Source organism: Salipiger sp. CCB-MM3 (assembly GCF_001687105.1).
Taxonomy (GTDB): domain Bacteria; phylum Pseudomonadota; class Alphaproteobacteria; order Rhodobacterales; family Rhodobacteraceae; genus Salipiger.
In genome coordinates, this window is the sequence record NZ_CP014595.1 from 1,007,014 (window position 1) to 1,031,591 (window position 24,578).

Annotated in this window: 24 protein-coding genes and 1 tRNA gene; 9 read left to right on the top strand and 16 right to left on the bottom strand. The window is 65.7% G+C overall.

Features of this window, described 5'->3' with window-relative positions:
• Nucleotides 1-7: 7 nt before the first annotated feature.
• Nucleotides 8-799 (top strand): enoyl-ACP reductase FabI, encoded by a 792-nt coding sequence (locus AYJ57_RS04925; protein ID WP_066102044.1) that lies wholly within the window; start codon nt 8-10, stop codon nt 797-799.
• 110 nt (nt 800-909) lie between these two features.
• Here the strand turns inward: AYJ57_RS04925 and AYJ57_RS04930 are convergent, their stop codons facing one another.
• The gene (locus AYJ57_RS04930; protein WP_066102046.1) at nt 910-2,424 is read right to left on the bottom strand and encodes an acetyl-CoA hydrolase/transferase family protein; all 1,515 of its coding nucleotides are present in this window, start codon (nt 2,422-2,424) and stop codon (nt 910-912) included.
• A gap of 336 nt (nt 2,425-2,760) precedes the next feature.
• Here AYJ57_RS04930 and AYJ57_RS04935 point away from each other — a divergent pair, with 336 nt between their 5' ends.
• A complete protein-coding gene (locus AYJ57_RS04935; RefSeq protein ID WP_066102051.1) occupies nt 2,761-3,414 on the top strand; it encodes an isochorismatase family protein in 654 nt (217 codons plus the stop codon).
• Nucleotides 3,415-3,462: 48 nt separating this feature from the next.
• Here the strand turns inward: AYJ57_RS04935 and AYJ57_RS04940 are convergent, their stop codons facing one another.
• The 5 genes from AYJ57_RS04940 to AYJ57_RS04960 form a co-directional block, all read right to left on the bottom strand.
• Nucleotides 3,463-4,698 (bottom strand): HlyD family secretion protein, encoded by a 1,236-nt coding sequence (locus AYJ57_RS04940; RefSeq protein ID WP_066102054.1) that lies wholly within the window; start codon nt 4,696-4,698, stop codon nt 3,463-3,465.
• Between the two features lie 2 nt (nt 4,699-4,700).
• Nucleotides 4,701-5,129, bottom strand: a complete 429-nt coding sequence (locus tag AYJ57_RS04945; protein ID WP_237220195.1) for a hypothetical protein — start codon at nt 5,127-5,129, stop codon at nt 4,701-4,703.
• Between the two features lie 302 nt (nt 5,130-5,431).
• Nucleotides 5,432-5,516, bottom strand: a tRNA-Leu gene (locus AYJ57_RS04950).
• Between the two features lie 56 nt (nt 5,517-5,572).
• Nucleotides 5,573-6,196, bottom strand: a complete 624-nt coding sequence (locus tag AYJ57_RS04955) for an META domain-containing protein (RefSeq protein WP_083191148.1) — start codon at nt 6,194-6,196, stop codon at nt 5,573-5,575.
• 33 nt (nt 6,197-6,229) lie between these two features.
• Nucleotides 6,230-6,709 (bottom strand): Lrp/AsnC family transcriptional regulator, encoded by a 480-nt coding sequence (locus AYJ57_RS04960; protein ID WP_066106673.1) that lies wholly within the window; start codon nt 6,707-6,709, stop codon nt 6,230-6,232.
• 105 nt (nt 6,710-6,814) lie between these two features.
• Between AYJ57_RS04960 and putA the strand changes: the two genes are divergently transcribed.
• The 3 genes from putA to AYJ57_RS04975 all read left to right on the top strand — a co-directional run bounded on the left by putA (nt 6,815) and on the right by AYJ57_RS04975 (nt 11,520).
• A complete protein-coding gene (putA, locus tag AYJ57_RS04965) occupies nt 6,815-10,243 on the top strand; it encodes a bifunctional proline dehydrogenase/L-glutamate gamma-semialdehyde dehydrogenase PutA (RefSeq protein ID WP_066102059.1) in 3,429 nt (1,142 codons plus the stop codon).
• A 114-nt stretch (nt 10,244-10,357) separates the two neighbouring features.
• The gene (locus AYJ57_RS04970) at nt 10,358-11,140 is read left to right on the top strand and encodes a rhomboid family intramembrane serine protease (RefSeq protein ID WP_066102062.1); all 783 of its coding nucleotides are present in this window, start codon (nt 10,358-10,360) and stop codon (nt 11,138-11,140) included.
• Entirely contained in the window at nt 11,125-11,520 is a 396-nt protein-coding gene (locus AYJ57_RS04975; RefSeq protein WP_066102065.1) for a GFA family protein, read from the top strand. Before AYJ57_RS04970 ends, AYJ57_RS04975 begins: the two co-directional genes overlap by 16 nt.
• 118 nt (nt 11,521-11,638) lie before the next feature.
• Here the strand turns inward: AYJ57_RS04975 and AYJ57_RS04980 are convergent, their stop codons facing one another.
• From AYJ57_RS04980 to betC, 4 genes are all read right to left on the bottom strand, one after another.
• The gene (locus AYJ57_RS04980; protein ID WP_066102068.1) at nt 11,639-12,430 is read right to left on the bottom strand and encodes an inositol monophosphatase family protein; all 792 of its coding nucleotides are present in this window, start codon (nt 12,428-12,430) and stop codon (nt 11,639-11,641) included.
• Between the two features lie 115 nt (nt 12,431-12,545).
• Nucleotides 12,546-12,884 (bottom strand): hypothetical protein, encoded by a 339-nt coding sequence (locus tag AYJ57_RS04985; RefSeq protein ID WP_066102071.1) that lies wholly within the window; start codon nt 12,882-12,884, stop codon nt 12,546-12,548.
• A 233-nt stretch (nt 12,885-13,117) separates the two neighbouring features.
• Nucleotides 13,118-14,779, bottom strand: a complete 1,662-nt coding sequence (locus tag AYJ57_RS04990; RefSeq protein ID WP_412093998.1) for a BCCT family transporter — start codon at nt 14,777-14,779, stop codon at nt 13,118-13,120.
• Nucleotides 14,780-14,887: 108 nt separating this feature from the next.
• Nucleotides 14,888-16,411 (bottom strand): choline-sulfatase, encoded by a 1,524-nt coding sequence (betC, locus tag AYJ57_RS04995; protein ID WP_066102077.1) that lies wholly within the window; start codon nt 16,409-16,411, stop codon nt 14,888-14,890.
• Nucleotides 16,412-16,601: 190 nt separating this feature from the next.
• Here betC and AYJ57_RS05000 point away from each other — a divergent pair, with 190 nt between their 5' ends.
• Nucleotides 16,602-17,522 (top strand): LysR family transcriptional regulator, encoded by a 921-nt coding sequence (locus AYJ57_RS05000; protein WP_066102080.1) that lies wholly within the window; start codon nt 16,602-16,604, stop codon nt 17,520-17,522.
• A gap of 18 nt (nt 17,523-17,540) precedes the next feature.
• On the opposite strand, the gene AYJ57_RS05005 is transcribed toward AYJ57_RS05000, so the two are convergent.
• On the bottom strand, nt 17,541-17,957 hold the full coding sequence (locus AYJ57_RS05005; protein WP_066102082.1) for a hypothetical protein: 417 nt from the start codon (nt 17,955-17,957) through the stop codon (nt 17,541-17,543).
• Nucleotides 17,957-19,159, bottom strand: a complete 1,203-nt coding sequence (locus tag AYJ57_RS05010) for a pyridoxal phosphate-dependent aminotransferase (protein ID WP_066102085.1) — start codon at nt 19,157-19,159, stop codon at nt 17,957-17,959. Before AYJ57_RS05010 ends, AYJ57_RS05005 begins: the two co-directional genes overlap by 1 nt.
• 91 nt (nt 19,160-19,250) lie before the next feature.
• Between AYJ57_RS05010 and AYJ57_RS05015 the strand changes: the two genes are divergently transcribed.
• The 3 genes from AYJ57_RS05015 (at nt 19,251) to AYJ57_RS05025 (ending at nt 20,550) form a co-directional block, all read left to right on the top strand.
• Nucleotides 19,251-19,646: a helix-turn-helix domain-containing protein gene (locus tag AYJ57_RS05015; RefSeq protein ID WP_066102088.1), complete on the top strand. Its 396-nt coding sequence runs from the start codon at nt 19,251-19,253 to the stop codon at nt 19,644-19,646.
• Between the two features lies 1 nt (nt 19,647).
• The gene (locus tag AYJ57_RS05020) at nt 19,648-19,923 is read left to right on the top strand and encodes an FAD assembly factor SdhE (protein WP_066102091.1); all 276 of its coding nucleotides are present in this window, start codon (nt 19,648-19,650) and stop codon (nt 19,921-19,923) included.
• A 129-nt stretch (nt 19,924-20,052) separates the two neighbouring features.
• On the top strand, nt 20,053-20,550 hold the full coding sequence (locus AYJ57_RS05025; RefSeq protein WP_066102094.1) for a MarR family winged helix-turn-helix transcriptional regulator: 498 nt from the start codon (nt 20,053-20,055) through the stop codon (nt 20,548-20,550).
• 51 nt (nt 20,551-20,601) lie between these two features.
• Here the strand turns inward: AYJ57_RS05025 and htpX are convergent, their stop codons facing one another.
• The 4 genes from htpX to AYJ57_RS05045 all read right to left on the bottom strand — a co-directional run bounded on the left by htpX (nt 20,602) and on the right by AYJ57_RS05045 (nt 24,578).
• Nucleotides 20,602-21,648 (bottom strand): zinc metalloprotease HtpX, encoded by a 1,047-nt coding sequence (gene htpX, locus AYJ57_RS05030; protein ID WP_083191149.1) that lies wholly within the window; start codon nt 21,646-21,648, stop codon nt 20,602-20,604.
• A gap of 68 nt (nt 21,649-21,716) precedes the next feature.
• Entirely contained in the window at nt 21,717-22,427 is a 711-nt protein-coding gene (locus AYJ57_RS05035) for a DUF1194 domain-containing protein (RefSeq protein WP_066106676.1), read from the bottom strand.
• A 57-nt stretch (nt 22,428-22,484) separates the two neighbouring features.
• The gene (locus tag AYJ57_RS05040) at nt 22,485-22,919 is read right to left on the bottom strand and encodes a VOC family protein (RefSeq protein ID WP_066102097.1); all 435 of its coding nucleotides are present in this window, start codon (nt 22,917-22,919) and stop codon (nt 22,485-22,487) included.
• A 213-nt stretch (nt 22,920-23,132) separates the two neighbouring features.
• On the bottom strand, nt 23,133-24,578 hold the full coding sequence (locus tag AYJ57_RS05045; RefSeq protein ID WP_066102101.1) for a hypothetical protein: 1,446 nt from the start codon (nt 24,576-24,578) through the stop codon (nt 23,133-23,135).

A 24,578-nucleotide genomic window follows, 5' to 3' on the forward strand; every position in this document is an offset into this window, starting at 1 on the left:
GACGGACATGGGCGAGCTTCTCAAGGGCAAGCGCGGGCTGATCATGGGGGTGGCGAACGACCGCTCCATCGCGTGGGGCATCGCCAAGGCGCTGCACGAGGCGGGGGCGGAGCTTGCCTTCACCTATCAGGGCGAGGCTTTCGGCAAGCGGCTGGAGCCGCTGGCGCAGAGCGTCGGCTCGGATTTCATGGTCGATGTGGACGTCACCGACGACGCCTCGCTCGACGCCGCCTTCGAACAGCTTGGCGCGCGCTGGCCGACCATCGACTTCGTGGTCCACGCCATCGCGTTCTCGGACAAATCCGAGCTGACCGGCCGGTTCCTCAACACCAGCCGCTCGAACTTCAAGAACTCGATGGACATCTCCTGCTACTCGTTCATCGAAGTGGCGCGCCGCGCGCATCCGCTGATGGTCGAGAACGGCGGCACGCTGCTGACGCTCACCTACGACGGCTCGATCAAGGTCGTGCCGAATTACAACGTCATGGGCGTGGCCAAGGCGGCGCTGGAATCGGCGACCCGTTATCTGGCGAACGACCTCGGCCCCGAGGGCATCCGCGTGAACGCGATCTCCCCCGGCCCGATGAAGACCCTCGCGGGCGCGGCCATCGGCGGCGCGCGCAAGACCTACAAGTTCACCGAGCAGAACACCCCGCTGCGCTCCAACGCGACGCTCGAGGCGGTGGGCGGCACGGCGGTCTATCTGGTCTCCGACGCGGGCGCCTGCACCACGGGCGAGATCCTGCATGTGGACGGCGGCTTCCATATCCTCGGCATGCCGCAGGCCGAGAACATCTGAGGCCCTGCCCTCTTTTGAGATGCAAAAGCCCGGCCATTGGCCGGGCTTTTTTCATTTCATCGAGCACTGAACGCCCGGAGCAAGGCGAAGCCGCCGGGCCAGCGCCTGCCCTACTTCATCGACCCCGTCTCGACGAACCGCTGGTGCCAGCTGAGCGACTCGTTCAGCAGTGTCGGTGCGTGCTTGCCAAAGGAGCCCTGCAGCGCCCGCGCATAGTAGTCCCGCAGCATCGGCTTGTAGTCGGGATGGGCGCAGCGGTCGATGATCACCCCGGCGCGCTGTCGCGGTGCCAGCCCGCGCAGGTCCGCGAGCCCGTGCTCGGTGACGATCACCTGCACGTCCTGCGAGATGTGATCCACATGTGCCACCTGCGGCACGATGGCAGAAATCTTGCCGCCCTTCGCCGTGGAAGGCGTCATGAAGATCGACAGATAGGCGTTGCGGGCAAAATCCCCCGAGCCGCCGATGCCGTTCTGGATGCGCGAGCCCATGACATGCGTCGAGTTGACGTTGCCGTAGATGTCCGCCTCGATCAGCCCGTTCATCGCGATGCACCCAAGGCGGCGCACCAGTTCGGGATGGTTCGAGATCTCCTGCGGACGCAGGATCAGCTTGTCCCGGTAGCGCATCGCATCATTGTTGAAGCGCTCCGCCGCATCGGGGCTGAGCGAGAAGGCCGTGGCCGAGGCCATGCGCAGCTTGCCCGCGTCCAGCAGGTCGAGCATCCCGTCCTGCACCACTTCGGTGTAGGCGGTCAGATCGTGGTAGGGCGAGTCCAACAGCCCCGAGAGCACCGCGTTGGTGACATTGCCCACGCCCGACTGAAGCGGCAGAAGGTTCGCAGGCAGGCGGCCATGCGCCACCTCATGGGCAAGGAAATCCAGCAGGTGCCCGGCAATGGCTGTGGCCACCGCGTCGGGCTCGGCGAAGGGCAGGTTGCGGTCCGGCGCCTCGGTCTCGACCACGGCGACCACCTTCTCGGGGTCGATGCGGAAATGGCGCTGGCCGATGCGGTCGTCGGGCCGCACCAGCGGGATCGGCACACGGTTCGGCGGCAGCGCGGTGCCATAGTAGATATCGTGCATCCCATTGAGCGCATCGCTCTGCCAGCGGTTCACCTCGAGGATCACCTTCTCGGCCTGATCGAGCCACGTCTTGTTGTTGCCGATCGAGCTGGAGGGGATCAGATCGCCATCGGCGGTGATGCCCGAGATTTCGACCACCGCAACGTCGAGTTTGCCGAGGAACCCTTCCCAGACCACCGGCGCCACCTGACTGAGGTGCATGTCCACATAGTTCATTTCGCCCGAGTTGATCTGCTCGCGGGCGATCGGGTCCGAGTTGTAGGGCATGCGAAACTCGATGCCATGGGCACGGGCCAATGCACCGTCGAGTTCGGGGCCGGTCGACGCGCCGGTCCAGACCTTCACGCGGAACGGGTTCCCGGCGGCATGGGCGGCATCAATCCGCGCGGCCAGCGCCGTGGGTACGGACTTTGGATAGCCCGAGCCGGTGAAGCCGCTCATGCCAATGGTCATACCGTCGTGGATCAGCGCCGCGGCATCCTCGGCGCTCATGGTCTTGGCGCGAAGATCGGGAAAGGCGATACGGGCGTGGGTGTTCATTTGTGCTCCTCCGCTGCGCGCCCCACCCGCCGCGCCGCAAGGGGCGCACGCCCGTGCCGCAGCGCCGGGGCGCCTTACCCACCATCTATGCAAGTCTGGCTCCGCCCTTCCAGACCGAGATCCGCCCTGCAGCCCGGATATGCACCAAGCGCATACCTTATGGCAAAAGCCATCACCTGAGCGACTAGCTCTTTGGGCGCGCGACAGCCTGCCTGCCCGTGACTTAGGCAAGACGGTCCCGCCGCGACGCCACGCAGCGACCACCCAAAGCGCATTCGTTGACACTATGCCGTCGCGCCGCTCAATTTGTACGGACTTTTGCAGGAGACCCACGCCATGGACACGCACAGCCGCTACGCCTCTCTGGGCTTCGACAGCACGAAGATCGGCTTTGGTCGGCGCTGCGGCATCGTCGTGGTGGACTTCCAGCGCAGCCTCACCGACCCCAGCTTTCCGATGGGCGGCGGCGCCCGCATCGACGCGGCGGTGGAGGCCACGGCGCGACTGCTGGCCCCGGCCCGCGCCGCCGGGCTGCCGGTGGCAAGCTGCGTGACCGGCTACAGCTCTGCCCGCGACGCGCTGCGCTGGAAGATCGCCGATGTCGAGAACTGGATCCTCGGCACACCGGGGTGCGATCTAGACCCGCGCATCCACGATCCGGCCTATGACACGCTGGTGATCAAGCGCGCGCCCTCGATCTTCTTCCAGACCGGCGTGTCGAGTTTCTTCACGCAAGAGGGCGTCGACACAGTGATCGTCACCGGCTGCGCGACCTCGGGCTGCATCCGCGCCTCGGTGATCGACGCCTTCTCGCATGGGTTCCGGGTGATCCTGCCCGAGGAGTGCAGCGGCGACCACGACGCGCAGACCCATGCCGCCAACCTCTGCGACATGGGAAGGCGCTATGCCGATGTGATGCCGCTCGCCGAGGTGCTGGCGCATCTCGAGAGCCTGCCGCAGGCGAAGACCGAGGCCCCCGTCCTGCCCTGATCTGCCCCTGATCGGACCTGCCCTGACCGCGCGCCGGTTCCAGTGGCCTCAGTGGCCGCCCGAAAACACCAGTGTCTGCACCGGCAGGAACAGCATCCGCAGCCGCAGCCCCGCCGCGTGCACGACGCCAATCGTGTCCACCACATGCAGGAAGACGCGCTTGCCGGTGCTCATCTCCTCATGTTCGAGCCGGTGGTGATTGTCGGTATAGAGCATCACGGTGCAGCTGCTGCCCGGTGGCACATTGGTGGGCTGATCCGAATAAAGCGGCTCGAGATAGACCAGCACGCTGCCCGGTCGCACGTCGTCCTGCGGATCGACAAGCCGATCCGAGGGACGCAACTGACCGGACGGAATCACGTCCTGCACTTCGGTCACCACCAGCGGAATGATGTCGAGCGGTTTGCTCATGCAGCCCATCTCTCCGACCATGCCGGGATGGATCACCTGTGCGGCGATCTGGTTGAACGCGCCCTGAAAGCGCTCCTTTCCAGCCTCGGTCGGCACGAAGATCCCCGCGGGCCGCGCAAGCGGGCTGATGAAATCCCCCACCTGCAGGGCCAGTTGCTCGATCCGCCCATCGACCCCGGCAGAGATCAGCGTCTTGTCAAACTCGGCCTTGGCCAGCGCCAGCTGCGCCCGCGCGCTTTCGAGCTTGGCGGGCAGCACCTCGTCGATCTGCTGCTGCGCGCTTTCCTTCTGCAGTTCGGCCGCCCGCAACTGCGCCTCGCGCTGATCGACGATATTCTCGTAGCGCTCGATCTCCACAAGCCGCACCGCGCTCGAGCCCTGATCGCGCAGCTGCTCGTTTCGTGCCAACTCTTCCTGCGCCTGAACCAAGGCCGCGCGCGCCTGCGCGATACCCGCGTCGGCCTGCGCCAAATCGGTCTGCGCCAGCTTCGCCGAAGCCTCGGTCTCGGCCAGCAGCGCCTGCGCCGCATCCACCTGCGCCTGTTGCGACAGCCCGTCGAGCCGCACCAGCGGATCGCCCGCCGACACCCTCTCATTGTTCTCGACGTAAATCTCCGACACCCGCCCGCTCACCTGCGGCAGGATCGTCACCGTGCGGAAGTAGGACGACACCGAGATGCTGGCGGGGTGATAGTAGAACAGCACGGTGATCAGCGAGACGGTGAGGAAAATCCACAGCGTCAGCCCCCAGCGCAATTCGTACCAGACCGAAAACAGCGTCAGTTCGTGCCCAAAGCGTTTGCCCTGCGCGTAGCGGCGATAGAGGTAGTCCGGCACGAGCGAGACCAGCGAACAAAGGATGGCTTCAAGCATGCTCAGCCCTCCCCGTCATGATGGCGGAAGGCCGGCTGTGGGGCGTCGCCCTCTGGGACATTCTCGTTGATGGGACGGCCGGCAAGCTTTGCCAAGGAGCGGGCGATGGACTGCAGCGGCGAGAGCATGTCTGGAAACTGAAAGCCCGCCACCAGAACCGCCGCGACCCAGAACAGGTTGTTGTGGGTGAACAGCGCCAGCAGCGCGAGGATCCCGACGATCTGCAACTGCGGATGGCTCGACTTATGCGCCATGCGCTCGGGGATCGAATGGAGCGTCAGATAAAGAACACCAAGGCCGATGATCAGCACGATCCCGAAGATCGCCATCGCCGTGAACAATACATCACTGCCATCCGCGCCGGCCACATATCCAGGAATGTGCTCCGGAGCCAATGGGTGGATCGCTTGTGACTCCACCGCCAACTCCATGAAAATTAATCAATTGCCTCACGATAGGCAGATTCGCGCGCCTGTCGTTAGCTTTTTCAGACCCGCGTGGAGATTGCCGAGGGAGGCGGCTCTGGCAGAGCAAGCGGCGCGCTGGCACGACCTCAGAGAAGGGGAGCTCTCGGGCGGATCGTGGCGCAAAGGGCCAGATGGACCTTGGCGAACGAACTAGGCGCTGCCGCCCTGGTATGAGTTCAAAGTCCGGATGTGCGCGCCAAAATACGCTACGCCTCGGCTGCCCATGGACAAAAGCCGATGCAAAACAATGCTTTGGGATTGATCAGTGGTACCCGCGGCCGGACTCGAACCGGCACGCCATAAAGGCTAGGGATTTTAAGTCCCCTGTGTCTACCATTCCACCACGCGGGCCCGCGCCCTCTGTGCCGGATTTCGGCACGCTTGGCCAGAGGGCGCGACGCAGCAGATCAGCGCGTCGCGGTCGCTCTCGTGACGTCATCAGCGATCAACTGAAGCTCTCCTTCCGGGCCGAAGCGCAGGTCGGACAGCGCGCCCATGAACGCCAGAAACGCATCCTCTTGCGCCATCACGCCGGGCTCGCAGGCCTTCCGCGTGGTGGCGAGCGGGCTGATTTCCAGCATGCCCTCTTCCGTCGCCCAAGTGCCGGTGAACGTGTTGCACCCGGCGCTGCCGCTCAGGGTGCCATCCTCGCCAAAGCTGATCTCGGGCGCCGGATCGGTGACCGGCGCGCCATCAAGCGTGGCCAAGGTCCATGGGGTGCCGGTCACCTCGGATGTCGTGGCGACCGTGCAATTGCTCAGGTCCTGCCCGGCGATGCGCATCATCGCGTCCTCGCCCTTGGTCCAGACGAAGGTTTCCGGGTCGTCGATCGACTCCAGCTTCACGCCAGAGGCCGCCTGCACCCGCGCCATGGGCATTTCCGCGCCACTATAGTGCAGCGTGCCGCTTTCGCCCTGCAGGGTCAGCGACGCCGCCCCTTCGTCGCAGGAAAGCTCCACATGCACCGGAAGTTCCTGTGCCGCCAGCGGCCCCGCCACAAGGCACAGCGCCATGATCGTCAAACCTCGCATCGGACGTCCTCCTTTGCCGCTATGGGCCGCCGCTCAGCCAGAGATTTCGGCCAGCCCGTCTTCTTTGACCGCCTGCATCGCAACATAGGTCGATGTGGTCGAGACATGCGGCAGGGTCGAAAGCTTTTCGGCCAGAACCCGCCGGTAGCTGCGCATATCCGAGGTGCGGACCTTGAGAAGATAGTCAAAATTTCCTGCAATCAGATGGACCTGCTCGATCTCGGGAATCGCCGCCACCGCCGCGTTGAAGGCGTCGAGAGAGCTTTCGCGCGTGTCGGACATGCGCACTTCGACGAAGGCCACATGGTCGAGCCCAAGTTGGATCGGGTCGAGAATGGCGCGATAACCACGGATCACGCCAAGGTCCTCAAGCCGCCGGAGACGCGCCTGCGTCGGGCTTTTCGACAGCCCGATGCGCCGCGCCAGTTCGGTGATCGACAGCCGCCCCTCCTCGGCCAGCGTGGTGAGAATCGCCCGGTCGAACCTATCGAATTCGTCCGTGACGTTTTGCATCGTGACTTCCATCATTTTCGGATCACTCGCCCCCTAGAAATACCCTTTTAAGGAAATTCGACTGCCAGACCTGCTGTATCTTAGAGCAAACGCCCGGAGAGAACCATGCCCTACGACACCCTGCACGACCTGCGCGCCGAAATGGATGCCGCCACCTATGCCGATGAGGCTCTGACCATTGCCCGCCTGCGCGAGCTTGCCGCGCTGAGCGAGGCCGACCGCGCCAAGATCGGCGCCCGCGGCGCAGACCTCGTGCGCGCCATCCGTGGCAGCGCCAAGCCGGGACTGATGGAGGTCTTCCTCGCCGAATACGGTCTCTCGACCGACGAGGGCATCGCGCTGATGTGCCTTGCCGAGGCGCTGCTGCGTGTGCCCGATGCCGAGACTATCGACGCGCTGATCGAGGATAAGATCGCGCCCTCGGACTGGGGCAAGCACATGGGCCGGTCGACCTCTCCGCTGGTCAATGCCTCGACCTGGGCGCTGCTGCTCACCGGCAAGGTGCTCGATCCGAACCAGCGCCCCGGCCCCGTCGGCCACCTGCGCTCGGCCATGCGCCGTCTGGGCGAGCCGGTGATCCGCAAGGCCGTGGGCCGCGCGATGAAGGAAATGGGCGCGCAATTCGTGCTGGGCGAGACCATCCAGAGCGCGATGAAGCGTGGGTCGCAGCAGGAGGCCAAGGGCTACACCTACAGCTACGACATGCTGGGCGAAGCCGCGCGCACCGAGCCCGACGCGCTGCGCTATTTCACCGCCTATGCCGACGCGATCCGCGCCATCGGCAAAGCCGCCAAAAAGGACGATCTGCGCGACAACCCCGGCATCTCGGTCAAGCTCTCGGCGCTCTACCCGCGCTATGAAGAGGCCAAGCATGCCGACGTGATGCGCGTGCTGGTGCCGCGTCTGGTGGAACTGTGCGAAATGGCCGCCCAGTCGAAGATCGGCCTCAACATCGACGCCGAAGAGGCTGACCGCCTCGCCATCTCGCTCGACGTGATCGAGGCGGCGCTGGCCGCGCGCAGCCTCGACGGTTGGGACGGTTTTGGCGTGGTGGTGCAGGCCTACGGCAAGCGCGCCAGCCAGACGCTCGACTGGCTCTATGCCACCGCCCAGCGGCTCGACCGCAAGATCATGGTCCGCCTCGTGAAAGGCGCCTATTGGGACATGGAAATCAAGCGCGCGCAGGTCATGGGCCTGACCGATTTCCCGGTGTTCACCGCCAAGCACAACACCGACATTTCCTACATCGCCAACGCCCGCAAGCTGCTGGGCATGACCGACCGCATTTACCCGCAATTCGCCGGACACAACGCCCACACGGTGGCGGCGATTCTGCACATGGCTGGCGATGACCGCGACAGCTTTGAATTCCAGCGTCTGCACGGCATGGGCGAGCGGCTGCACGAGATCGTCCACGACAAGGAAAAGACCCGCTGCCGCATCTACGCGCCCGTCGGCGCGCACCGCGACCTGCTGGCCTATCTCGTCCGCCGTCTGCTGGAGAATGGCGCCAACAGTTCCTTCGTGAACCAGATCGTCGATGAAAGCGTCGCGCCCGAGACCGTGGCCGCCGATCCTTTCGCCGCCAAGGATGATCGCACGCTCGCCCGCGGCCCCGAGCTGTTCCAGCCCGAGCGCGCCAACTCCGAAGGCTTCGATCTCACCGACCGACCCACCATCGCCCGTATCGAGGCGGCGCGCGCGCCTTTCGCAGGCCATGTCTGGCAGGCCGGCCCGCTGCTCGCCTGTGACGCGCCCGTGGGCGCCACCGAGGACGTGGTAAACCCCGCCACCCTGCAAAAGACCGGCGAGATCACATGGGCCACCCCCGAGACCGTCGCCGCCGCTGCGACCGCCGCGCAGCCGTGGAGCGCCTCGCCCGCCGAGCGCGCTGCGGTGCTGAACAAGGCCGCCGATCTCTATGAGGCCAACTTCGGCGAGTTCTTCGCCGTGCTCGCCCGCGAGGCTGGCAAGACCCAGCTTGATGCGGTCGCCGAACTGCGCGAGGCGGTGGACTTCCTGCGCTATTACGCGGCCCGCACCGAAGGCGCTGCGCCGCAGGGCGTGTTTGCCTGCATCAGCCCGTGGAACTTCCCGCTGGCGATCTTCACCGGCCAGCTCAGCGCCGCGCTTGCGGCGGGCAACGCCGTGCTTGCCAAACCCGCCGAGCAGACGCTGCTCATCGCCTATCGCGCCATCCAGCTTCTGCACGAGGCCGGGGTGCCGAAAACCGCGCTGCAACTGCTGCCCGGTGCCGGAGACGTGGGCGCGGCGCTCACCTCGAACCCGGCGGTGAACGGCGTCGCCTTCACCGGCTCCACCGAGACCGCGCAGATCATCCATAAGTCCATCGCCAAACATCTCGCCCCCGGCACGCCCTTCATCGCCGAGACCGGCGGGCTCAACGCGATGATCGTCGACAGCACCGCCCTGCCCGAGCAGGCCGTGCAGGCGATCGTCGAGTCGGCCTTCCAGTCGGCGGGCCAGCGCTGCTCGGCGCTGCGCTGCCTCTACGTGCAGGAAGACATCGCGCCGCATTTCATCGAAATGCTGAAGGGCGCCATGGATGCGCTCAACCCGGCAGACCCGTGGCACCTCTCGACCGACCTCGGCCCGGTGATCGACGCCGAGGCGCAGGACGGCATCGACGCCCATGTGCAGGCAGCCCGGGCGGATGGTCGCCTGATCAAACAGATCAGCGTGCCCGGAACCGGGTATTTCGTGCCGCCGACGCTCATCAAGGTAAAGGGCATCGACGATCTGGAGCGTGAGATTTTCGGCCCGGTGCTGCATGTCGCCACCTTCCGCTCGGAAGAGCTCGACAAGGTGATCGACGCGATCAACGCGCGTGGCTACGGCCTCACCTTCGGGCTGCAGACGCGGATCGACGACCGGGTGCAGCACGTCACCGAGCGCGTGCACGCGGGCAATATCTACGTCAACCGCAACCAGATCGGCGCCATCGTCGGCAGCCAGCCCTTCGGCGGCGAGGGGCTCTCGGGCACCGGGCCGAAGGCGGGCGGGCCGCTCTATGTCGACCGCTTCCGCGCGCATCCCGCGCCCATGGCGGGCGGCACTTGGAGCACTGATGAGGTTGCCGCCCGGCTGGAGGAGGCGCTGAAGACCGCTGGCTGCGCCCCCCAGCCCGAGCGCCGCGACCTGCCCGGCCCGACCGGTGAGGCGAACCAGTACATGACGCTGGCGCGCGAGCCGGTGCTCTGCATGGGCCCCGGTCAGGAGGCCGCCGAGGCGCAGGCCGACGCGATCCGCGCGCTTGGCGGCGTGGCGATCACCGCGCACGGCAAGGTCGCCCCCGAAACGCTGGCCACGCTGAGCGGCATCTCTGCGGCGCTCTGGTGGGGCGATGCCGGTGCGGCCAGCGCCTACCGGCAGGCGCTGGCCGGACGCGAGGGCCCGATCCTGACACTGATCACCGGCGCCCCCGACAAGGGCCACGCCCGCGCCGAGCGTCACGTCTGCATCGACACCACCGCCTCGGGAGGCAACGCCGCGCTGCTCGGCGGCAATATGTAAAAGCAACGGGCCGCCCTTCGGGGCGGCCCTTTTCCTGCGCACCGCGGTGCCAGCGACGATCCGCCCTCGAGATCCGCCCTTGACGCCGCCCGCCGCCGCGTCACTCTTTGCGCGATGTTTCCGATCCGCGATCACAACCCCTCGGGCCGCACGCCCTATGTCACCTACGGGCTGATCCTCGCCAATGTGGCGATCTTTCTCAGCTATTGGGGGCTCTTCGGCGATCCACGCGCGCTCAACGCCTTCTTCGACCGCTGGGCGCTGTTCCCGGCGCATATTGCCGAAGGCTATGGCTACAGCGGCATCCTGACCTCGATGTTCCTGCATGGCGGGCTGATGCACCTGCTGGGCAACATGCTGTTCCTGTTCATCTTCGGCGACAATATCGAGGACGCGCTGGGGCATGTGCGCTATCTGCTCTTCTATCTCGCCGCGGGCGTCGCGGCGGCGCTGCTGCAATTCGTCGCCGATCCGACCTCGACCGTGCCCACCGTCGGCGCCTCGGGCGCCATCGCCGGGGTGATGGGCGCCTATCTGCTGATGTTCCCCAAGGCGCGGGTCGATATCCTCATCATCCTGATCATCATCTTCAAGGTGCTGCCCGTGCCCGCGTGGCTGCTACTGGCGGTGTGGTTCGGCATGCAGATCTTCAGCGGCATCGGCAGCGCCGGGGCCGAGGGCGGCGTCGCCTATTGGGCGCATGTGGGCGGTTTCCTCGCGGGTATCGCGATGATCGCGCCGGTCTGGCTGGCGCGCGGCGGCCCGGCCTTCTGGAGCCGCACCCACGGCACCCCTCCCCACCCCGAGGCACGCTATGTTATGAGCCGGACGCATGTCCCGCGCGCCGGGCGCCGGAACAATGGAAGCGGAAGGAAGGGTCCATGGTCACGTCACTGAACGATCCCGCATTCAAAGACGGCCCCGTTAGGGTCACCTGCCACTGCGGCGCCTGCGAGCTGTCGGTGACGCTGGTCGATGGGCTGAGCACCGCCCGCCGCTGCGACTGCTCCTTCTGCCGCCGCCGCGGCGCGCCCGCAGTCTCGGCGCCGCTTGATGGCGTGACGGTGGTGAAAGGCGCGGACCGGCTGACGCTCTACCAATTTGGCACCAACACCGCGCAACACTATTTCTGCTCGGTCTGCGGCATCTACATGTACCACCGCCGCCGCTCGAACCCCAATGAGTATGGCGTCAATATGGGCGCAATCGACGGCGTGAACCCGTCGCAATACGAGATCCCCTGGACCGATGGGGTCAACCATCCGTCCGACCGCTGAGCGGGCGGCAGGTGCCGGACCGCCTCCGGCGGGCGTATTTGGAAAGAGAAGAAGCGCAAAGAAAAAGGGAAGCCGTGCGGCTCCCCTTTCATTGTTCCGATAAATACGCGGCGCGGCGTCAGATTTCGCGGATCACCTTGGCAAAGGGATCGAAGATGTTGTTGCTGGCGCAGAGGATCGAACCGGTTTCCATCGGGTCCTGATCTTCGCGCACGCCCTCGACCATCGCCCCGGCTTCGAGCGCAATGAGCGAGCCCGCGGCGATGTCCCAGATGTTCAGCTCACGCTCCCAGTAGCCGTCGTAGCGGCCCGCGGCCACATAGGCCAGATCGAGCGCCGCCGAGCCCCAGCGCCGCACACCGGCGCATTCCGGCATCAGGCGGGCAAAGTCCTTCAGCGTGGCGGGAAGGGTCTTTTTGGCGGCAAAGGGCACGCCGGTGGCGAAGATCGCCTCGATCATCCGGTGACGGCCCGAGACGCGCAGGCGGCGCGAGTCGTTGAGCCATGCGCCAGCGCCCTTCTCGGCGTAGAACATCTCGTCCTTGGCCGGGTCAAAGACCACACCCGCGACGATCTTGCCCTTGTGCTCGAGCGCGATGGAGATCGCCCAATGCGGCAGCCCGTGCAGGAAGTTGGTGGTGCCATCCAGCGGATCGACGATCCAGCGCCGGGTCGGATCCTCGCCGTCTTGACCGCCGCCCTCTTCACCCAGCCAGCCGTAGGTCGGGCGCGCGCCCAGAAGCTCTTCTTTGAGAATCTTCTCGGCGGCGATATCGGCGCGGGACACGAAATCGCCCGCCCCTTTCATCGAGACCTGAAGGTTTTCGACCTCGCGAAAGTCCTTGACCAGCGAGCGGCCCGCCTTGCGCGCGGCCTTGATCATGATGTTGAGGTTGGCACTGCCCTGCATGGCGATGGTTCCCGGAATTGGTTCAAGCCGCGCGTATACGCGGCTCGCCGGAAAAAGCCAAGCCACTAAGGGCCCCTTCAGAGTCCCTATCTGCGGCCCTCCCCGGTGCCGCCCGTTATTGGTAGGCGACGCCCTTCTCGCCGACCGGCGCATAGGCGCGCGGCAGGGGCACCGCAGCGGCGCGCGGCGCCACATAGTTGGCCGGGTTGTAATAGGTGCCACCGGTGGGCACGTCGCACCAGATCTGCCCGCCCGCAATCACCGGCTGCTTGCCTTGGGTGCACATATTGGGGCCGGGATAGGCTTGAATGAGCGGCTGGTCGCTGCCGCCGACGGCAAAGCCCGCCTGACCGGGAAGATACATATCGCCCGGATAGCCCTGGCTGCCGGCCATAACCGTGCCCGCCGAAATCGTCACCGCCGCCAGCGCGGCACAAAGCTCGAGAACTCGCATCTTATTCCTCACACACGGAAAATCCGGACTGCTTTAGGGTCAGGCTAGCATCGGCGGAGAGCAAGTCAAACTTTCGCCGCATTTTACCGAAGCACCCGCGCATAGGGAAACAATCCGGTCAGAGCGCACTCGTTGGCACCGCTTTGCGGACATTCGAACAAAGCCAACGCACGCAAAAGGAAACCGGCCGGCGCATCGCTGCACCGGCCGGCTCCCCATCGTGCCGCTTTGGATCACTCCGCGGGCGGCAGCTCAACAGTGACCGAAGGCACCCCGTGGCGGGCGCGCAGCCCGTCGCGGTAGATCGCCTTGAAGAGGCCAAAGCACATCAGCAGCATCACCACCGAGAAGGGCAGCGCGCCGATGACCATGGCGGTCTGGATCGCGGTCAGCCCGCCGACCAGCAGCAGCGCCCCGACGACGACGCCCAGCGTGACGCCCCAGAAAATGATGTGGGGCCGCGCCTTCGGACCTTCGTCGCCCGCTGCGTTGATCGTGTTGACGATCAGCACCGCCGAGTCCGCCGAGGTGACGAGATAGGTCATCAGCAGGATCACGATGATCACCGCCATGCCCCAGCCCAGCACATCGCCGAGCATGATGCCGGTCATGGTGAAGATCTTGCCGCCATCGGTGGAGGCGAAGATCGCCCCATCGGCGAGGCCCGAAAGCTCCATGTCGATCGCCGTGCCGCCCGCGAAGGAGAACCAGACGAAGCACATGATCGACGGCACGATCATCGCGCCTAGCACGAACTCGCGGATGGTGCGGCCGCGCGAGATACGGGCGAGGAACAGACCTACGAAGGGCGCGAAGGCCACCCACCATGCCCAGTAGAACACCGTCCAGGCGCCCTGCCAGCCCGAGAGCGCGTCACCGGTCTCGGTGCCATCGGGGCGGTAGACGGTGAACAGCATCTTCGGCAGCGCGATGATGTAATCGACCATACCCATGAACAGCGCCTGCAGGCCGAACCATGTGGAGCCGAAGATCATCAGGAAGGCGAGCAGGAAGATCGACAGCGCCATGTTGAGGTTCGACAGCCACTTGATGCCCTTGCCCACGCCCGACAGCGCCGAGAGCGTCGAGGCCCCCATGATCACCACCAGTGCCACGACGATGCCCGCCGGGGAGGCGTTGCCCTCTTCGGTCACCAGCCAGTCGCCGATGCCGATCTTGCTCATGCCCGCGACGAACTGCTCGACGCCGAAGCCCAGCGTCTGCGCCACGCCGAGGATGGTGGCGATCACCGCCACGATGTCGACTAGGTGGCCGAGCGGGCCAGAGAGCGCCTTGCCGAAGAGCGGCGTCAGCGACGAGCGGATGGTCAGCGGCAACCCGCGACGATAGGTGAAATACCCCAGCGCCAGCCCGGCGATGGCATAGGAGGACCACGCCGAGAAGCCCCAATGCAGGTAGCTGTACTTATAGGCGTTCATGAAGTTGTTCATGCTCTCGCCGTCGGCCAGCCCCTGGATCACCTCGGGGTTGTTGCGGAAGTGGTAGATCGGCTCTGCCACCGCCCATGTCAGCATGCCGACGCCGATGCCCGCGCCGAACATCATCGAGAACCACGAGAAGTTGTCGAACTCCGGTGTCTCGTCGTCATGGCCCAGCTTCAGCTTGCCCGCCGCCGGCCAGGCCGCCAGCGCGAGGCAGACGATCACGAAGAAGGCCATCACGTAGATGTACCACGTGGCGAAGTTGGCGAGGATGAAGGTGTTGAGCCCGCCAAGCACGTTTCCGGCCTGATCGGGGAAGGCGACGGCCCAGAGCACCAGCCCGCCCACGGCGAGCTTGGAGGTCACGGTCACATCGAGCGAGAAGCCGTTGTAAAAGCCTTTGTCGGCGGTCTTGATCGGCAGATCTGAGAGGGGAGGTTCAATCTTTGCCATCGGCATGTGTCCCTGTTGTGCGGGCTTTGATGTCTCCCGGTCGTGGCGCCCTTTGAACGTCCGGGTTGGGCGCGCGGGTGGGCCGCGCGCCAGTTCTGTCACTGCGGCTTATTCGCCGCGCGGGAAACGCGCGTTTTCCTCGACCACGTTGAGGTCCATGTGGTTGCGCATGTAGCGTTCCGACGCCTTCTGCAGCGGCTGGAAATCCCACGGGAAATACGAGCCGTTGCGCAGCGCCTCGTAGACGATCCAGCGTTGCGCCTGGCTTTTGCGCACCTCTGCGTCGAAGCGGTCGAGATCCCAACGCGCATCGGCCATGGCGCTGAAATGCGCCAGCGTCTCGGCGTGCGCGGGATCGCCCGCGAGATTGGTCAGCTCATGCGGGTCGGCCTCTAGGTCGAACAGCTGATCGGGGTCGAGCGCGCAGCGGGTGTATTTCCAGCGCCCTTCGCGCAGGCAGACCAGCGGCGCGTAAGAGGCCTCGGCGGCATATTCCATCGCCACCGGCGTCTCGCGCGCCCGACCCTGCCCCAGCGGCACGAGGCTTTCGCCATCGGTCCAGGGGGTGATCTCGTCCATCGGCACGCCCGCCAGATCGCAGAGCGTCGGGCAAACGTCGATGTTGCTGACCGGAGTGTCGACCCGCCCCGGCATCATCTGCGGCGCGGCGATCATCATCGGCACCCGCGCCGAGCCCTCGAAGAAGGACATCTTGAACCACAATCCACGGTTGCCCAGCATGTCGCCGTGGTCCGACACCAGCAGGATGATCGTGTTGTCTTCCTGCCGGGTGCCGCGCAGCGCCTCCATGACCTCGCCGATCTTGTCGTCGAGATAGGAGATATTGGCGAAATAAGCCCGGCGCGAGCGACGCACATCTTCTTCGGTGATGTTGAAGCTGCGCCAGTCGTTGGCGTCGAAGATGCGCTTGGAATGCGGGTCGTGATCCTCGTAGGGGATCGGCCCGACCTCGGGCACGAGGTGCTCACAGTCCTCGTAGAGGTCCCAGTATTTGCGCCGCGCCACATAGGGATCATGCGGGTGGGTGAAGCTCACCGTCAGGCACCACGGGCGGTCATCCTTGCCGCGGCCAAGGTCGTAGACCTTGCGCGTGGCGTTATAGGCAACCTCGTCGTCATACTCCATCTGGTTGGAGATCTCGGCGACGCCCGAGCCGGTGACCGAGCCCATGTTGTGATACCACCAGTCGATGCGCTCGCCCGGCTTGCGGTAGTCCGGCGTCCAGCCGAAATCGGGCGGGTAAATGTCGGTGGTCAGCCGCTCTTCAAAGCCGTGCAACTGGTCCGGACCCACAAAGTGCATCTTGCCCGACAGGCAGGTCTGATAGCCCGCGCGGCGCAGATGGTGCGCATAGGTGGGGATCGACGAGGCGAACTCGGCGGCGTTGTCATAGACCCCGGTGCGCGAGGGCAACTGGCCGGACATATAGCTCGCCCGTCCCGGCGCGCAGAGCGGCGAGGCGGTATAGGCATTGCGAAACCGGGTCGAGCGCGCGGCCAGCGCCTTGAGGTTCGGGGCGTGCAGCCAGTCGGCGGGACCGTCGGGAAAGAACGTGCCGTTCAGCTGGTCGACCATGAAGATCAGAATATTGGGGCGGCCTTGAGTGCTCATTCGGGGCGCAGTCCTTTCCGTGTCATGGGGCGACACCCGGCAAGCGAACAGACCGGCGGGTCCGTCATCGCCACAGATCGCCCCCGGTCCCGCATAGGGCCAGGGTCGTGACGCGATCGCCTTTGGTGTCGTGATATAAGTTTCCGAGACAGTAGTTGACTTTTGCCCCGATGAACCGCGAAATCTGCTTATGTCTGATATTGGCAATTCTTATAGCACATTCAGCCGCTACAGCGCCGACCTCTGCCTCTTCCTTTTGGTTGCGCAGACTGGGCAGCTGTCGCGCGCGGCGGAGCTTGCCGGGCTCTCGCAGCCGCGGCTCAGCCAGCGCATGAAGGCGCTTGAGGAGTCTTTGGGCCAACCGCTGCTGCACCGCGAGCGGCGCGGCGTCAGCCTGACCCGCGCCGGGCAGGACCTGCATGATGCCATCGCGCCGCATCTCGGCGAGGCGGCCTCTGCCTTTGCCCGGCTGCAACGCCCGGCACGCCGCCGCACCGTGGTGATCGAGACCGATCTGGCCTTTGCCGGGCTACGCTTTCTGCCGGTCTTCCCCTCGCTCTGCGCCGCCTTCCCCGATCTCGGGATCTCGCTGCTGACCCGGCAGCTGCCCGACAGCGCCCCCGGCCCCGAGGTCGATCTGATGGTGCGGATGGAGACCCGGCAGCAAGACACCGAGGCCCTTCGCTGCCTCTTTCCCGAGCGGGTGCAGGCGGTCTGCAGCCCCGCCTTTCTGGAGCAGCACCCCGATCTCGCGCGACCCGACCAATTGCGGGCGCTGCCGCTGATCGAGCTGACCGCCGCGGTCAACGCGCCGTGGTTCACCTGGAGCAGTTGGCTGTCGCAGCTTGATCCCGGCGGCGCGCAGACACGCGGCGAGCGCATCAGCTTCAACAGCTACGATCACGTCATCCAATCAGCCGAGCGCGGCCTCGGCATCGCGCTGGGATGGCGCGGCCTCACCGACAGCCGGATCGAGGCCGGCACGCTGGTCCCTGCCCTGCCTGTCGAGTTGCAGAGCCCGCGCGGCTATATGGTGAGAATGCTGTCGCGCGCGCCCTCCAGCGAGGTGCGCGAGGTGTTCGACTGGATTTGCGCGCAGTTCGGCGAGTAGCCAAGCCGCGGCACCGGCTCAGTCCTTCTGGGCCGCGCCTTTGAGGATCCGGTCCGCCCGCCGCCGCACCAGCACGCTGCGCAGGTCGTGCATCGCCAGCAGCAGCGCATCGGTCACCTCGTCGAGGTCATCATCGCTGGCCTTCGACTGCGCCCATTGCGCGGTGACATTGAGCCCATCCACCGTGCGGTGAATGTCGTCGAGCGCCCGCCGCGCCAGCAGCGCCTGCCGCGCCTCCATCCACGCGGTGATCTCGGCGGTCTCCTCATCCGAGAGCACATGCTCGCCATGCGGCTTGATCTCGCCCTTGTTGAGATTGACCACGGCGATCTGGTCCATCTCGATGCGGCGCTGCCGGTTCTCGCCGTCCACGCGGAACACCATGGCCCCGTTGTCGCGAACCCGGTAGTAGAAGTCCGGCAGCGCCCCGTTCATCAGCTCAGCCCTTCGCAGAAGGCCGCGATGCGCTTGCACGCCTCGGTCAGCGCCTCATCCGAGGTGGCGTAAGAGATGCGGAACGCCGGCGACAGACCGAAGGCCGCGCCAAACACCACCGCGACGCCCTGCTCTTCGAGCAGCGCCTTGGCGAAGGCCTCGTCGTTCTCGATCTTGGTGCCACCCGCCGAGGTCTTGCCCAGCAGGCCGTCGATCGTCGGGTAGACGTAGAACGCGCCTTCGGGGGTCGGGCATTCGATACCGTCCACCGCGTTGAGCGCGTTCACCACCAGATCACGGCGGCGCTTGAAGACCTCGACCCATTCGCCAAGGAACTCCTGCGGCCCGTTCAGTGCCTCGACCGCCGCCCATTGGCTGATCGAGCAGGGGTTGGTGGTGCTCTGCGACTGGATCTTGCGCATCGCGGCGATCAGATGCTCGGGGCCGCCGGCATAGCCGATGCGCCAGCCGGTCATCGCATAGGCTTTCGACACACCGTTGACCGTCAGCGTGCGCTCGTAAAGCGCCGGCTCCACCTCTGCGGGGGTGCAGAATTCGAAGTCGTCATAGGCGAGGTGCTCATACATGTCGTCGGACAGCACCCAGACGTGCGGGTACTTCATCAGCACGTCGGTCAGCGCCTTCAACTCGGCGCGCGAATAGCCCGCACCCGAGGGGTTGGACGGCGAGTTGAACAGGAACCACTTGGTCTTCGGCGTGATCGCCGCGTCAAGCTGCTCGGGGGTGATCTTGTAGCCGCGCTCGGGCGCGCCGTCGATGAACACCGGCTCGCCCTGCCCCAGCTTGACCATATCCGGGTAGCTCACCCAATAGGGCGCCGGGATGATCACCTCGTCGCCCGGGTTCAACGTCGCCAGCAGCGCGTTGAACAGAACCTGCTTGCCGCCGGTGCTGACCGAGATCTGCGACGGCGTGTAGGTCAGCCCGTTGTCGCGCTTGAACTTGGCACAGATCGCCTGCTTCAGCTCGATGATGCCGTCGGGCGCGGTGTATTTCGTCTTGCCCGCGTCGAGCGCGGCGATGGCGGCGGCCTTGATGTGATCGGGCGTGTCGAAATCCGGCTCGCCCGAGCCAAGACCGATAACGTCCTTGCCCGCGGCCTTCAGCTCGTTGGCAAGCTGTGTCACCGCCACGGTCGGCGAAGGTTTCACGCGAGAGAGAGTGTCGGAAAGAAAGGACATTATGCCACCGTTTGTATTGCTGCGCCTCATGTCATAGGCTGCGGCCCGACACCGTTCAAGCGACTTCCCCTAGGTCGCGACAGGAGATGTCATGGAAGACGAGAACGACTGGTACGGCCCCGAGGCCGCAACCTTCGGCGACCGCCTCGCCGCCGCCCGCGAAGCCGCCGGGATGGAGCAGGAGACGCTGGCCAAACGCCTCGGCGTGCGCCTCAAGACGCTGCAAGGATGGGAAAATGATCTCTCCGAGCCGCGCGCCAACCGGCTGCAGATGCTGGCCGGGCTGCTCAACGTGCCGATGGTCTGGCTGATCACCGGCGAAGGCGACGGTGTTTCGGCCCCGGGCGAGGAAGAGCCGCAGATTTCACCCGACCTTGATGAAACGCTGCTTGAACTCCGCACGCTGCGCGGCGAAATGCGCGCTGCGGGCGAACGTCTCGGCCGCCTCGAGAAGAAACTGCGCAAGCTCTTGAAGGAAGGGGCGTGAGATGACGGCTCAGACAACCGGGGAAACCCATGAGCATCGGCTCAAGCGGCTGCGGATGCGCTCGATGCGCCGCGGCACCAAGGAAATGGATATCCTGCTGGTGCGCTACTGCGACGCCAAGCTCGACCAGATGAACGCCGCAGAGCTCGACGCTTTCGAGGCGCTGCTCGAAGAATACGACCCCGATCTCTATCAGTGGATCTCCGGCCAGCGCCCCGCGCCCGAAGAGCTGCGCCCGCTGATCGCCGACATCGCGCGCGTCGCCTCCGCTGGCTGATCTGCGAGCGGATCGGGCCGGGCCGGAAAGCGCGACATTCGCGCTTTTCGGCGCATCTGACTAGATTTAACGCATTCTTGGTCTTTTCCCGCCAGAACCATTGCTCATTCGGTACTGGCGGAGACGGTCATGAGCATTCACGCTTCCTTGGGAAACCGGCCGGTCACGGGCTTTGTGGCCGGCTATCTGGAAACCCTATCGCTGCTCGAGCGGCTGCACCGATTGCTGCTCGACGTGATCAAAGACGAGTTCGAGCGCGTCGGCATCCTAGAGATCAACGCGGTGCAGGCGCTGCTGCTGTTCAACATCGGCGACAATGAGGTCACCGCGGGTGAGCTGAAATCGCGCGGCTACTATCAGGGCTCGAACGTCAGCTACAATCTCAAGAAACTCGTCGAGATGGGCTATATGCACCACCAGAGGTGCGAGATCGATCGCCGCTCGGTGCGCGTGCGGCTCACCGATCAGGGCCGTCACATCCGCGATCTGGTGGACGAATTGTTCCGCCGCCACTCCGAAGGGCTGGAGGCGCGTCAGATCGTCGATCTCGAAGGGCTGGAGGATGTGAACACAGGTCTGCGCCGGCTTGAGCGGTTCTGGACCGACCAGATCAGGTACATCTACTAGGCTGGATGTTGGGGGCCCGGCGTTCGGTCAGCTCTCGCGATCAACTCTCGATCAACTCCAAGGCCCCTCGTCGCGGTCGCGCCGTTTGCGCGGCACCGGGCGCGGACGCCCCGCAACGCTCGGGCGGCTCTGCTCCTCACCGTCAAACTCGGCACCCGCGCCGGACCAATCGGCCGTTCCTGCCCCACGCGCGGCGCTGCTCTGCGGATGGGCGCTCTGACGAGGTCCGCCCTGCCCGAGGCCGCCCTGACCAAAACCACCCTGCGCCGCAAGATCCTTCAGCGCAGCGATCCGGTTCTCGGTCGCCGGGTGCGTGGCAAAGAGGTTGTCGCGCTTGTGCATATGCAGCGGGTTGATGATGAACATATGCGCCGTGGCCGGGTTCGCCTCGGCTCGCAGATTGTCGATCCGCGCCGCGCCGCGTTGGATCTGCCCCAGCGCCGAGGCCAGCCACAGCGGATTGCCGCAGATCTCGGCCCCCGCCTTGTCGGCGGCATATTCCCGCGTCCGGCTGATCGCCATCTGCACCAGCCCCGCCGCCATCGGCGCAAGGAACATCATGGCCAGCGTGCCCACCAGCCCCATGCGGTTCTCGTCGCGCGAGCCGCCAAAGAAGAAGGCGAAGTTGGCCAGCATCGAGATCGCCCCGGCAAACGTCGCCGTCACCGTCATGATCGCCGTGTCGCGGTTGCGGATATGCGCCAACTCATGCGCCACCACCCCGGCCAGTTCCTCGCGCGAAAGGCTGCGCATCAGCCCGGTGGTCACCGCCACCGCCGCATTCTGCGGGTTGCGCCCGGTGGCAAAGGCGTTGGGCTGCGGGTTGTCCATCAGATAGACCTTGGGCACCGGCAGCCCCGCATTGCGCGACAGCTGCGCCACCATCTCATGCAGGCCAAAGCGGTCGCCCGGTGCCAGCGGCTGCGCGCCATGCATGCGCAGCACCATCTTGTCGGAGTTCCACCACGAAAAGGCGTTCATCCCGCCAGCAAAGATCAGCGCGATCACCATGCCGGTGCTGCCCCCGATCAGATAGCCCAGCCCCATGAACAGGGCGGTCATCGCGGCCATCAGCAGGGCCGTCTTTGCATATCCCATGGATCACACTCCGCGCAGATGCTCTTGCGCCCGATATAGGGTCGCGGCCCCTGCGCGCCAAGCGCGGCCTAGCGCAGTTCCGTCTCTAAGGGACCCGGCAGCGCAGGCATGGGCACCAATTCGCCCACCATCATATCATTGAGCTCACGAAACAGCTTGCGCGTCATCGCGCGAAGAAAATCCTCGTAGCCCGCGGCGATCTCGACAAAAGCGCCCGGCCCGTGCCGCACCTCACCTTCGAAATATTCCACCACGCGCGGGTCCGAGCCCATCACCGCCAGCCCGTTCACCGTCACCCCCTCAAAGGGGAAATGGGTGTAGGCCTGCTGCGGACGAAAGCCGTCATTGGTGATACCATCGCCCGACACGTCGATCACCCGCCGCTCGCAAACCGGCGCGGTTTCCAGAATGCCCGCGCCAAATCCCAGCGCATAGCCCATCGCCGTGGGGTAGCGGTTGTAGCTGCGCGGCGCGCTCAGCAGCCGGACGACCGCAGCGTCGATCGACGCTTCATCGCTCAGCATCACCCAGTCCATCACAAGCTGCGACTGGTTGCGCCCGCTCCATTCATAGGCCGAAAGGGCGACGGTGCCGCCGCCCTCGAGGATCGCGCGCCGCACGTCGGGATCGCGCAGCGCGCCGGCCAATCCCTCTTTCTGCAGCCGGTACTCGCTGTCATCCACCGAAGAGGAGACATCGAGCGCCAAAAGCAGCGCCAGTCGGCAATGCGTCTGCTGCGCCAGAGCGCCGGTGCCGAAAAAGCCCAACCCGAGACTCAGCCCGAGGCTCAGCCCGACACTCAGAACGGCAGAGAGACGCACCCCCACCGGCTCGGCTCACCAGTGGCCGGTGTTGGGCATGCTCGCCCAAGGTTCGGCGGGGTCCTTCGCATCGCCCTGCTGCAGCAGCTCGATCGACACATTGTCGGGCGAGCGCACAAAGGCCATGTGGCCGTCGCGCGGCGGGCGGTTGATCGTCACGCCCGCGTCCATCAGCGTCTGGCAGGCGGCGTAGATATCGGGCACCGAATAGGCCAGATGGCCGAAGTGGCGCGAATCCGACGGCAGCCCGTCGTCGCCATCCCAATTGTAGGTCAGTTCGATATCGGCGGTGCCATCGTCCTGCTCGGGCGGGCAGAGGAAGACCAGCGTGAAGCGGCCCTTCTCGTTCTCGATCCGGCGGCGCTCTTTCAGGCCGAGCAGTTCGTAGAAGGCGATGGATTTATCGAGATCCTTCACGCGAACCATGGTGTGCAGATAGCGGATCGGCATTTCTTGCCCTTTCGTCTTAATCGTATGCTCTTCGAGTCGGGCCAAGGATCGTGGCCGCAGCCGGCGCTCTGTGGCAGGTCCGTCGCGGGACCGGCAAGGCGCATCCAGCACCCCGGCAGCCCGGCAAAGCACGCCGCGCCACGGACCACCGGCCGGAACCCGGGCCCGGACCAACAGGCTAGCAGGCCCGGCCCGCTTGTCGAGACTTCACATTCAGAAGCGCGACTTGAAGCCGAGGCTGAAAGACAGGGTTTCCGTTTCGAACCGGCTCACGTTGCTGTCCGAGCGCGCGCCGCTGATATTGAGCACCGGCATGAAGCCAGCGTAGTCGAGCTTGGTAAACGCGACGTCGACATCGGCGCGGAATGTCTTGTCTTCGCGCCCGCCCGGCACCGGCAGCAGAACGCTGTAATCGGGATAGTGGCTTTTGTAGGCGGACAGCGACAGATCAAGCTCGACCGGCCCCAAGGCTTCGGCAGGCGTATAGGCCAGCTGCGCGCCGCGCGTGGTGCGGGCGATCTGGCCATTGTCCGACTCGGCCTCGCCGCCCATCAGCATCAGCGTCACCTTGCCCGGCGCGCCGAAATCATGGCTCAGGCCCAGCTGTGCGCCGCGGGTCTGAACGTCGTTGAACTCGGTGTCCGCGTCGCTCTGCCCCTGCCAAGACACCCCGGCGATCAGCGCGCTGCGCGTGCCCACGGGCTGGATCAGGCTGAACGCCGCACGGCGGTAATCATAAGCGCGCTCGCCGCCCTGCCATGCGCGGCCAAGCGTGGCGCTCGCGCCCAGCACCGGCCCCGTGTCGCCGAGCCTTCGCCGGTGCTGCACGCCAAACTCCAGCGCCGACGACCCAAAATCACCGTTGTCCACATCCGGCGCCTTGTCCTGCGCCTCGGGGGTGAGCCAGATCCGCCGGACCGAGCTGAAACCACGCAGCCGGGTTTCGGACCGCGCATCGCGCTGGATCGCGTAGCTCAGCGCCAGTTCGCCCTGCGCCTCGGTGCCCGCAAGCGCCTGCGCCGAGGGCGAGAGGATGCCAACCACCGGCAGCCCGTCCACCGTGCTGATCTCTTCCGAAGCGCCGCCATTGACGTTCGACGAAGGCGCGATGCCCAGATTGGCCGACAACCGCAGCCGGGACGCGCCGCGCAGCGCCTGAAACTCGCGCCCTGCCCGCGCCTCCAGCGCCTCGCTCGGCGCCACCATCAGCGCCCGGCGCATCCAGATCTGCGACAGGAAATACCGCTCGTCGCGCGCATAGGCTGCCGCGATGACCCGCGCCGCCTCGTGTTTCTGCACATCGGTCTCGGCATAGCGCAGCGCCTGCCGCGCGGCCCGGCGGGCCTGCTCGGTATCCCCGCCCCGCAGCTCCGCCTGCGCGATGACGAAATGGCCATAGGCGTCTTCAGGATCGGCGCGCAGCAACAACCCCCCGAGCTCCGCCGCCAGTTCGAAATGGCCGAGCTGCACGGCCCGCAGCGCCGCGATGCGCAATTGCGCCGCGTTCAGGGTCATGCCGGCAAACGCAGAGGCGGCCTCGGAAGACACCGAAGCGGTTCTGTCCGCCGCGGCGGGATCGGCCAGCGCCCCATCCTGACAAGTCAGAAACAGGGCGCCGGAAACGGCAAGCGCCGCGTGGCGCAAGCAAGTCAGTAGCAT

Bases quoted from the DNA above. Each gene is read 5' to 3' on its own strand.
- AYJ57_RS04925 (WP_066102044.1), top strand. From the start codon at position 8: ATGGGCGAGCTTCTCAAGGGCAAGCGCGGGCTGATCATGGGGGTGGCG.
- AYJ57_RS04930 (WP_066102046.1), bottom strand. From the start codon at position 2,424: ATGAACACCCACGCCCGTATCGCCTTTCCCGATCTTCGCGCCAAGACC.
- AYJ57_RS04935 (WP_066102051.1), top strand. From the start codon at position 2,761: ATGGACACGCACAGCCGCTACGCCTCTCTGGGCTTCGACAGCACGAAG.
- AYJ57_RS04940 (WP_066102054.1), bottom strand. From the start codon at position 4,698: ATGCTTGAAGCCATCCTTTGTTCGCTGGTCTCGCTCGTGCCGGACTAC.
- AYJ57_RS04945 (WP_237220195.1), bottom strand. From the start codon at position 5,129: ATGGAGTTGGCGGTGGAGTCACAAGCGATCCACCCATTGGCTCCGGAG.
- AYJ57_RS04955 (WP_083191148.1), bottom strand. From the start codon at position 6,196: ATGCGAGGTTTGACGATCATGGCGCTGTGCCTTGTGGCGGGGCCGCTG.
- AYJ57_RS04960 (WP_066106673.1), bottom strand. From the start codon at position 6,709: ATGCAAAACGTCACGGACGAATTCGATAGGTTCGACCGGGCGATTCTC.
- putA (WP_066102059.1), top strand. From the start codon at position 6,815: ATGCCCTACGACACCCTGCACGACCTGCGCGCCGAAATGGATGCCGCC.
- AYJ57_RS04970 (WP_066102062.1), top strand. From the start codon at position 10,358: ATGTTTCCGATCCGCGATCACAACCCCTCGGGCCGCACGCCCTATGTC.
- AYJ57_RS04975 (WP_066102065.1), top strand. From the start codon at position 11,125: ATGGTCACGTCACTGAACGATCCCGCATTCAAAGACGGCCCCGTTAGG.
- AYJ57_RS04980 (WP_066102068.1), bottom strand. From the start codon at position 12,430: ATGCAGGGCAGTGCCAACCTCAACATCATGATCAAGGCCGCGCGCAAG.
- AYJ57_RS04985 (WP_066102071.1), bottom strand. From the start codon at position 12,884: ATGCGAGTTCTCGAGCTTTGTGCCGCGCTGGCGGCGGTGACGATTTCG.
- AYJ57_RS04990 (WP_412093998.1), bottom strand. From the start codon at position 14,779: ATGGCAAAGATTGAACCTCCCCTCTCAGATCTGCCGATCAAGACCGCC.
- betC (WP_066102077.1), bottom strand. From the start codon at position 16,411: ATGAGCACTCAAGGCCGCCCCAATATTCTGATCTTCATGGTCGACCAG.
- AYJ57_RS05000 (WP_066102080.1), top strand. From the start codon at position 16,602: ATGTCTGATATTGGCAATTCTTATAGCACATTCAGCCGCTACAGCGCC.
- AYJ57_RS05005 (WP_066102082.1), bottom strand. From the start codon at position 17,957: ATGAACGGGGCGCTGCCGGACTTCTACTACCGGGTTCGCGACAACGGG.
- AYJ57_RS05010 (WP_066102085.1), bottom strand. From the start codon at position 19,159: ATGTCCTTTCTTTCCGACACTCTCTCTCGCGTGAAACCTTCGCCGACC.
- AYJ57_RS05015 (WP_066102088.1), top strand. From the start codon at position 19,251: ATGGAAGACGAGAACGACTGGTACGGCCCCGAGGCCGCAACCTTCGGC.
- AYJ57_RS05020 (WP_066102091.1), top strand. From the start codon at position 19,648: ATGACGGCTCAGACAACCGGGGAAACCCATGAGCATCGGCTCAAGCGG.
- AYJ57_RS05025 (WP_066102094.1), top strand. From the start codon at position 20,053: ATGAGCATTCACGCTTCCTTGGGAAACCGGCCGGTCACGGGCTTTGTG.
- htpX (WP_083191149.1), bottom strand. From the start codon at position 21,648: ATGGGATATGCAAAGACGGCCCTGCTGATGGCCGCGATGACCGCCCTG.
- AYJ57_RS05040 (WP_066102097.1), bottom strand. From the start codon at position 22,919: ATGCCGATCCGCTATCTGCACACCATGGTTCGCGTGAAGGATCTCGAT.
- AYJ57_RS05045 (WP_066102101.1), bottom strand. From the start codon at position 24,578: ATGCTACTGACTTGCTTGCGCCACGCGGCGCTTGCCGTTTCCGGCGCC.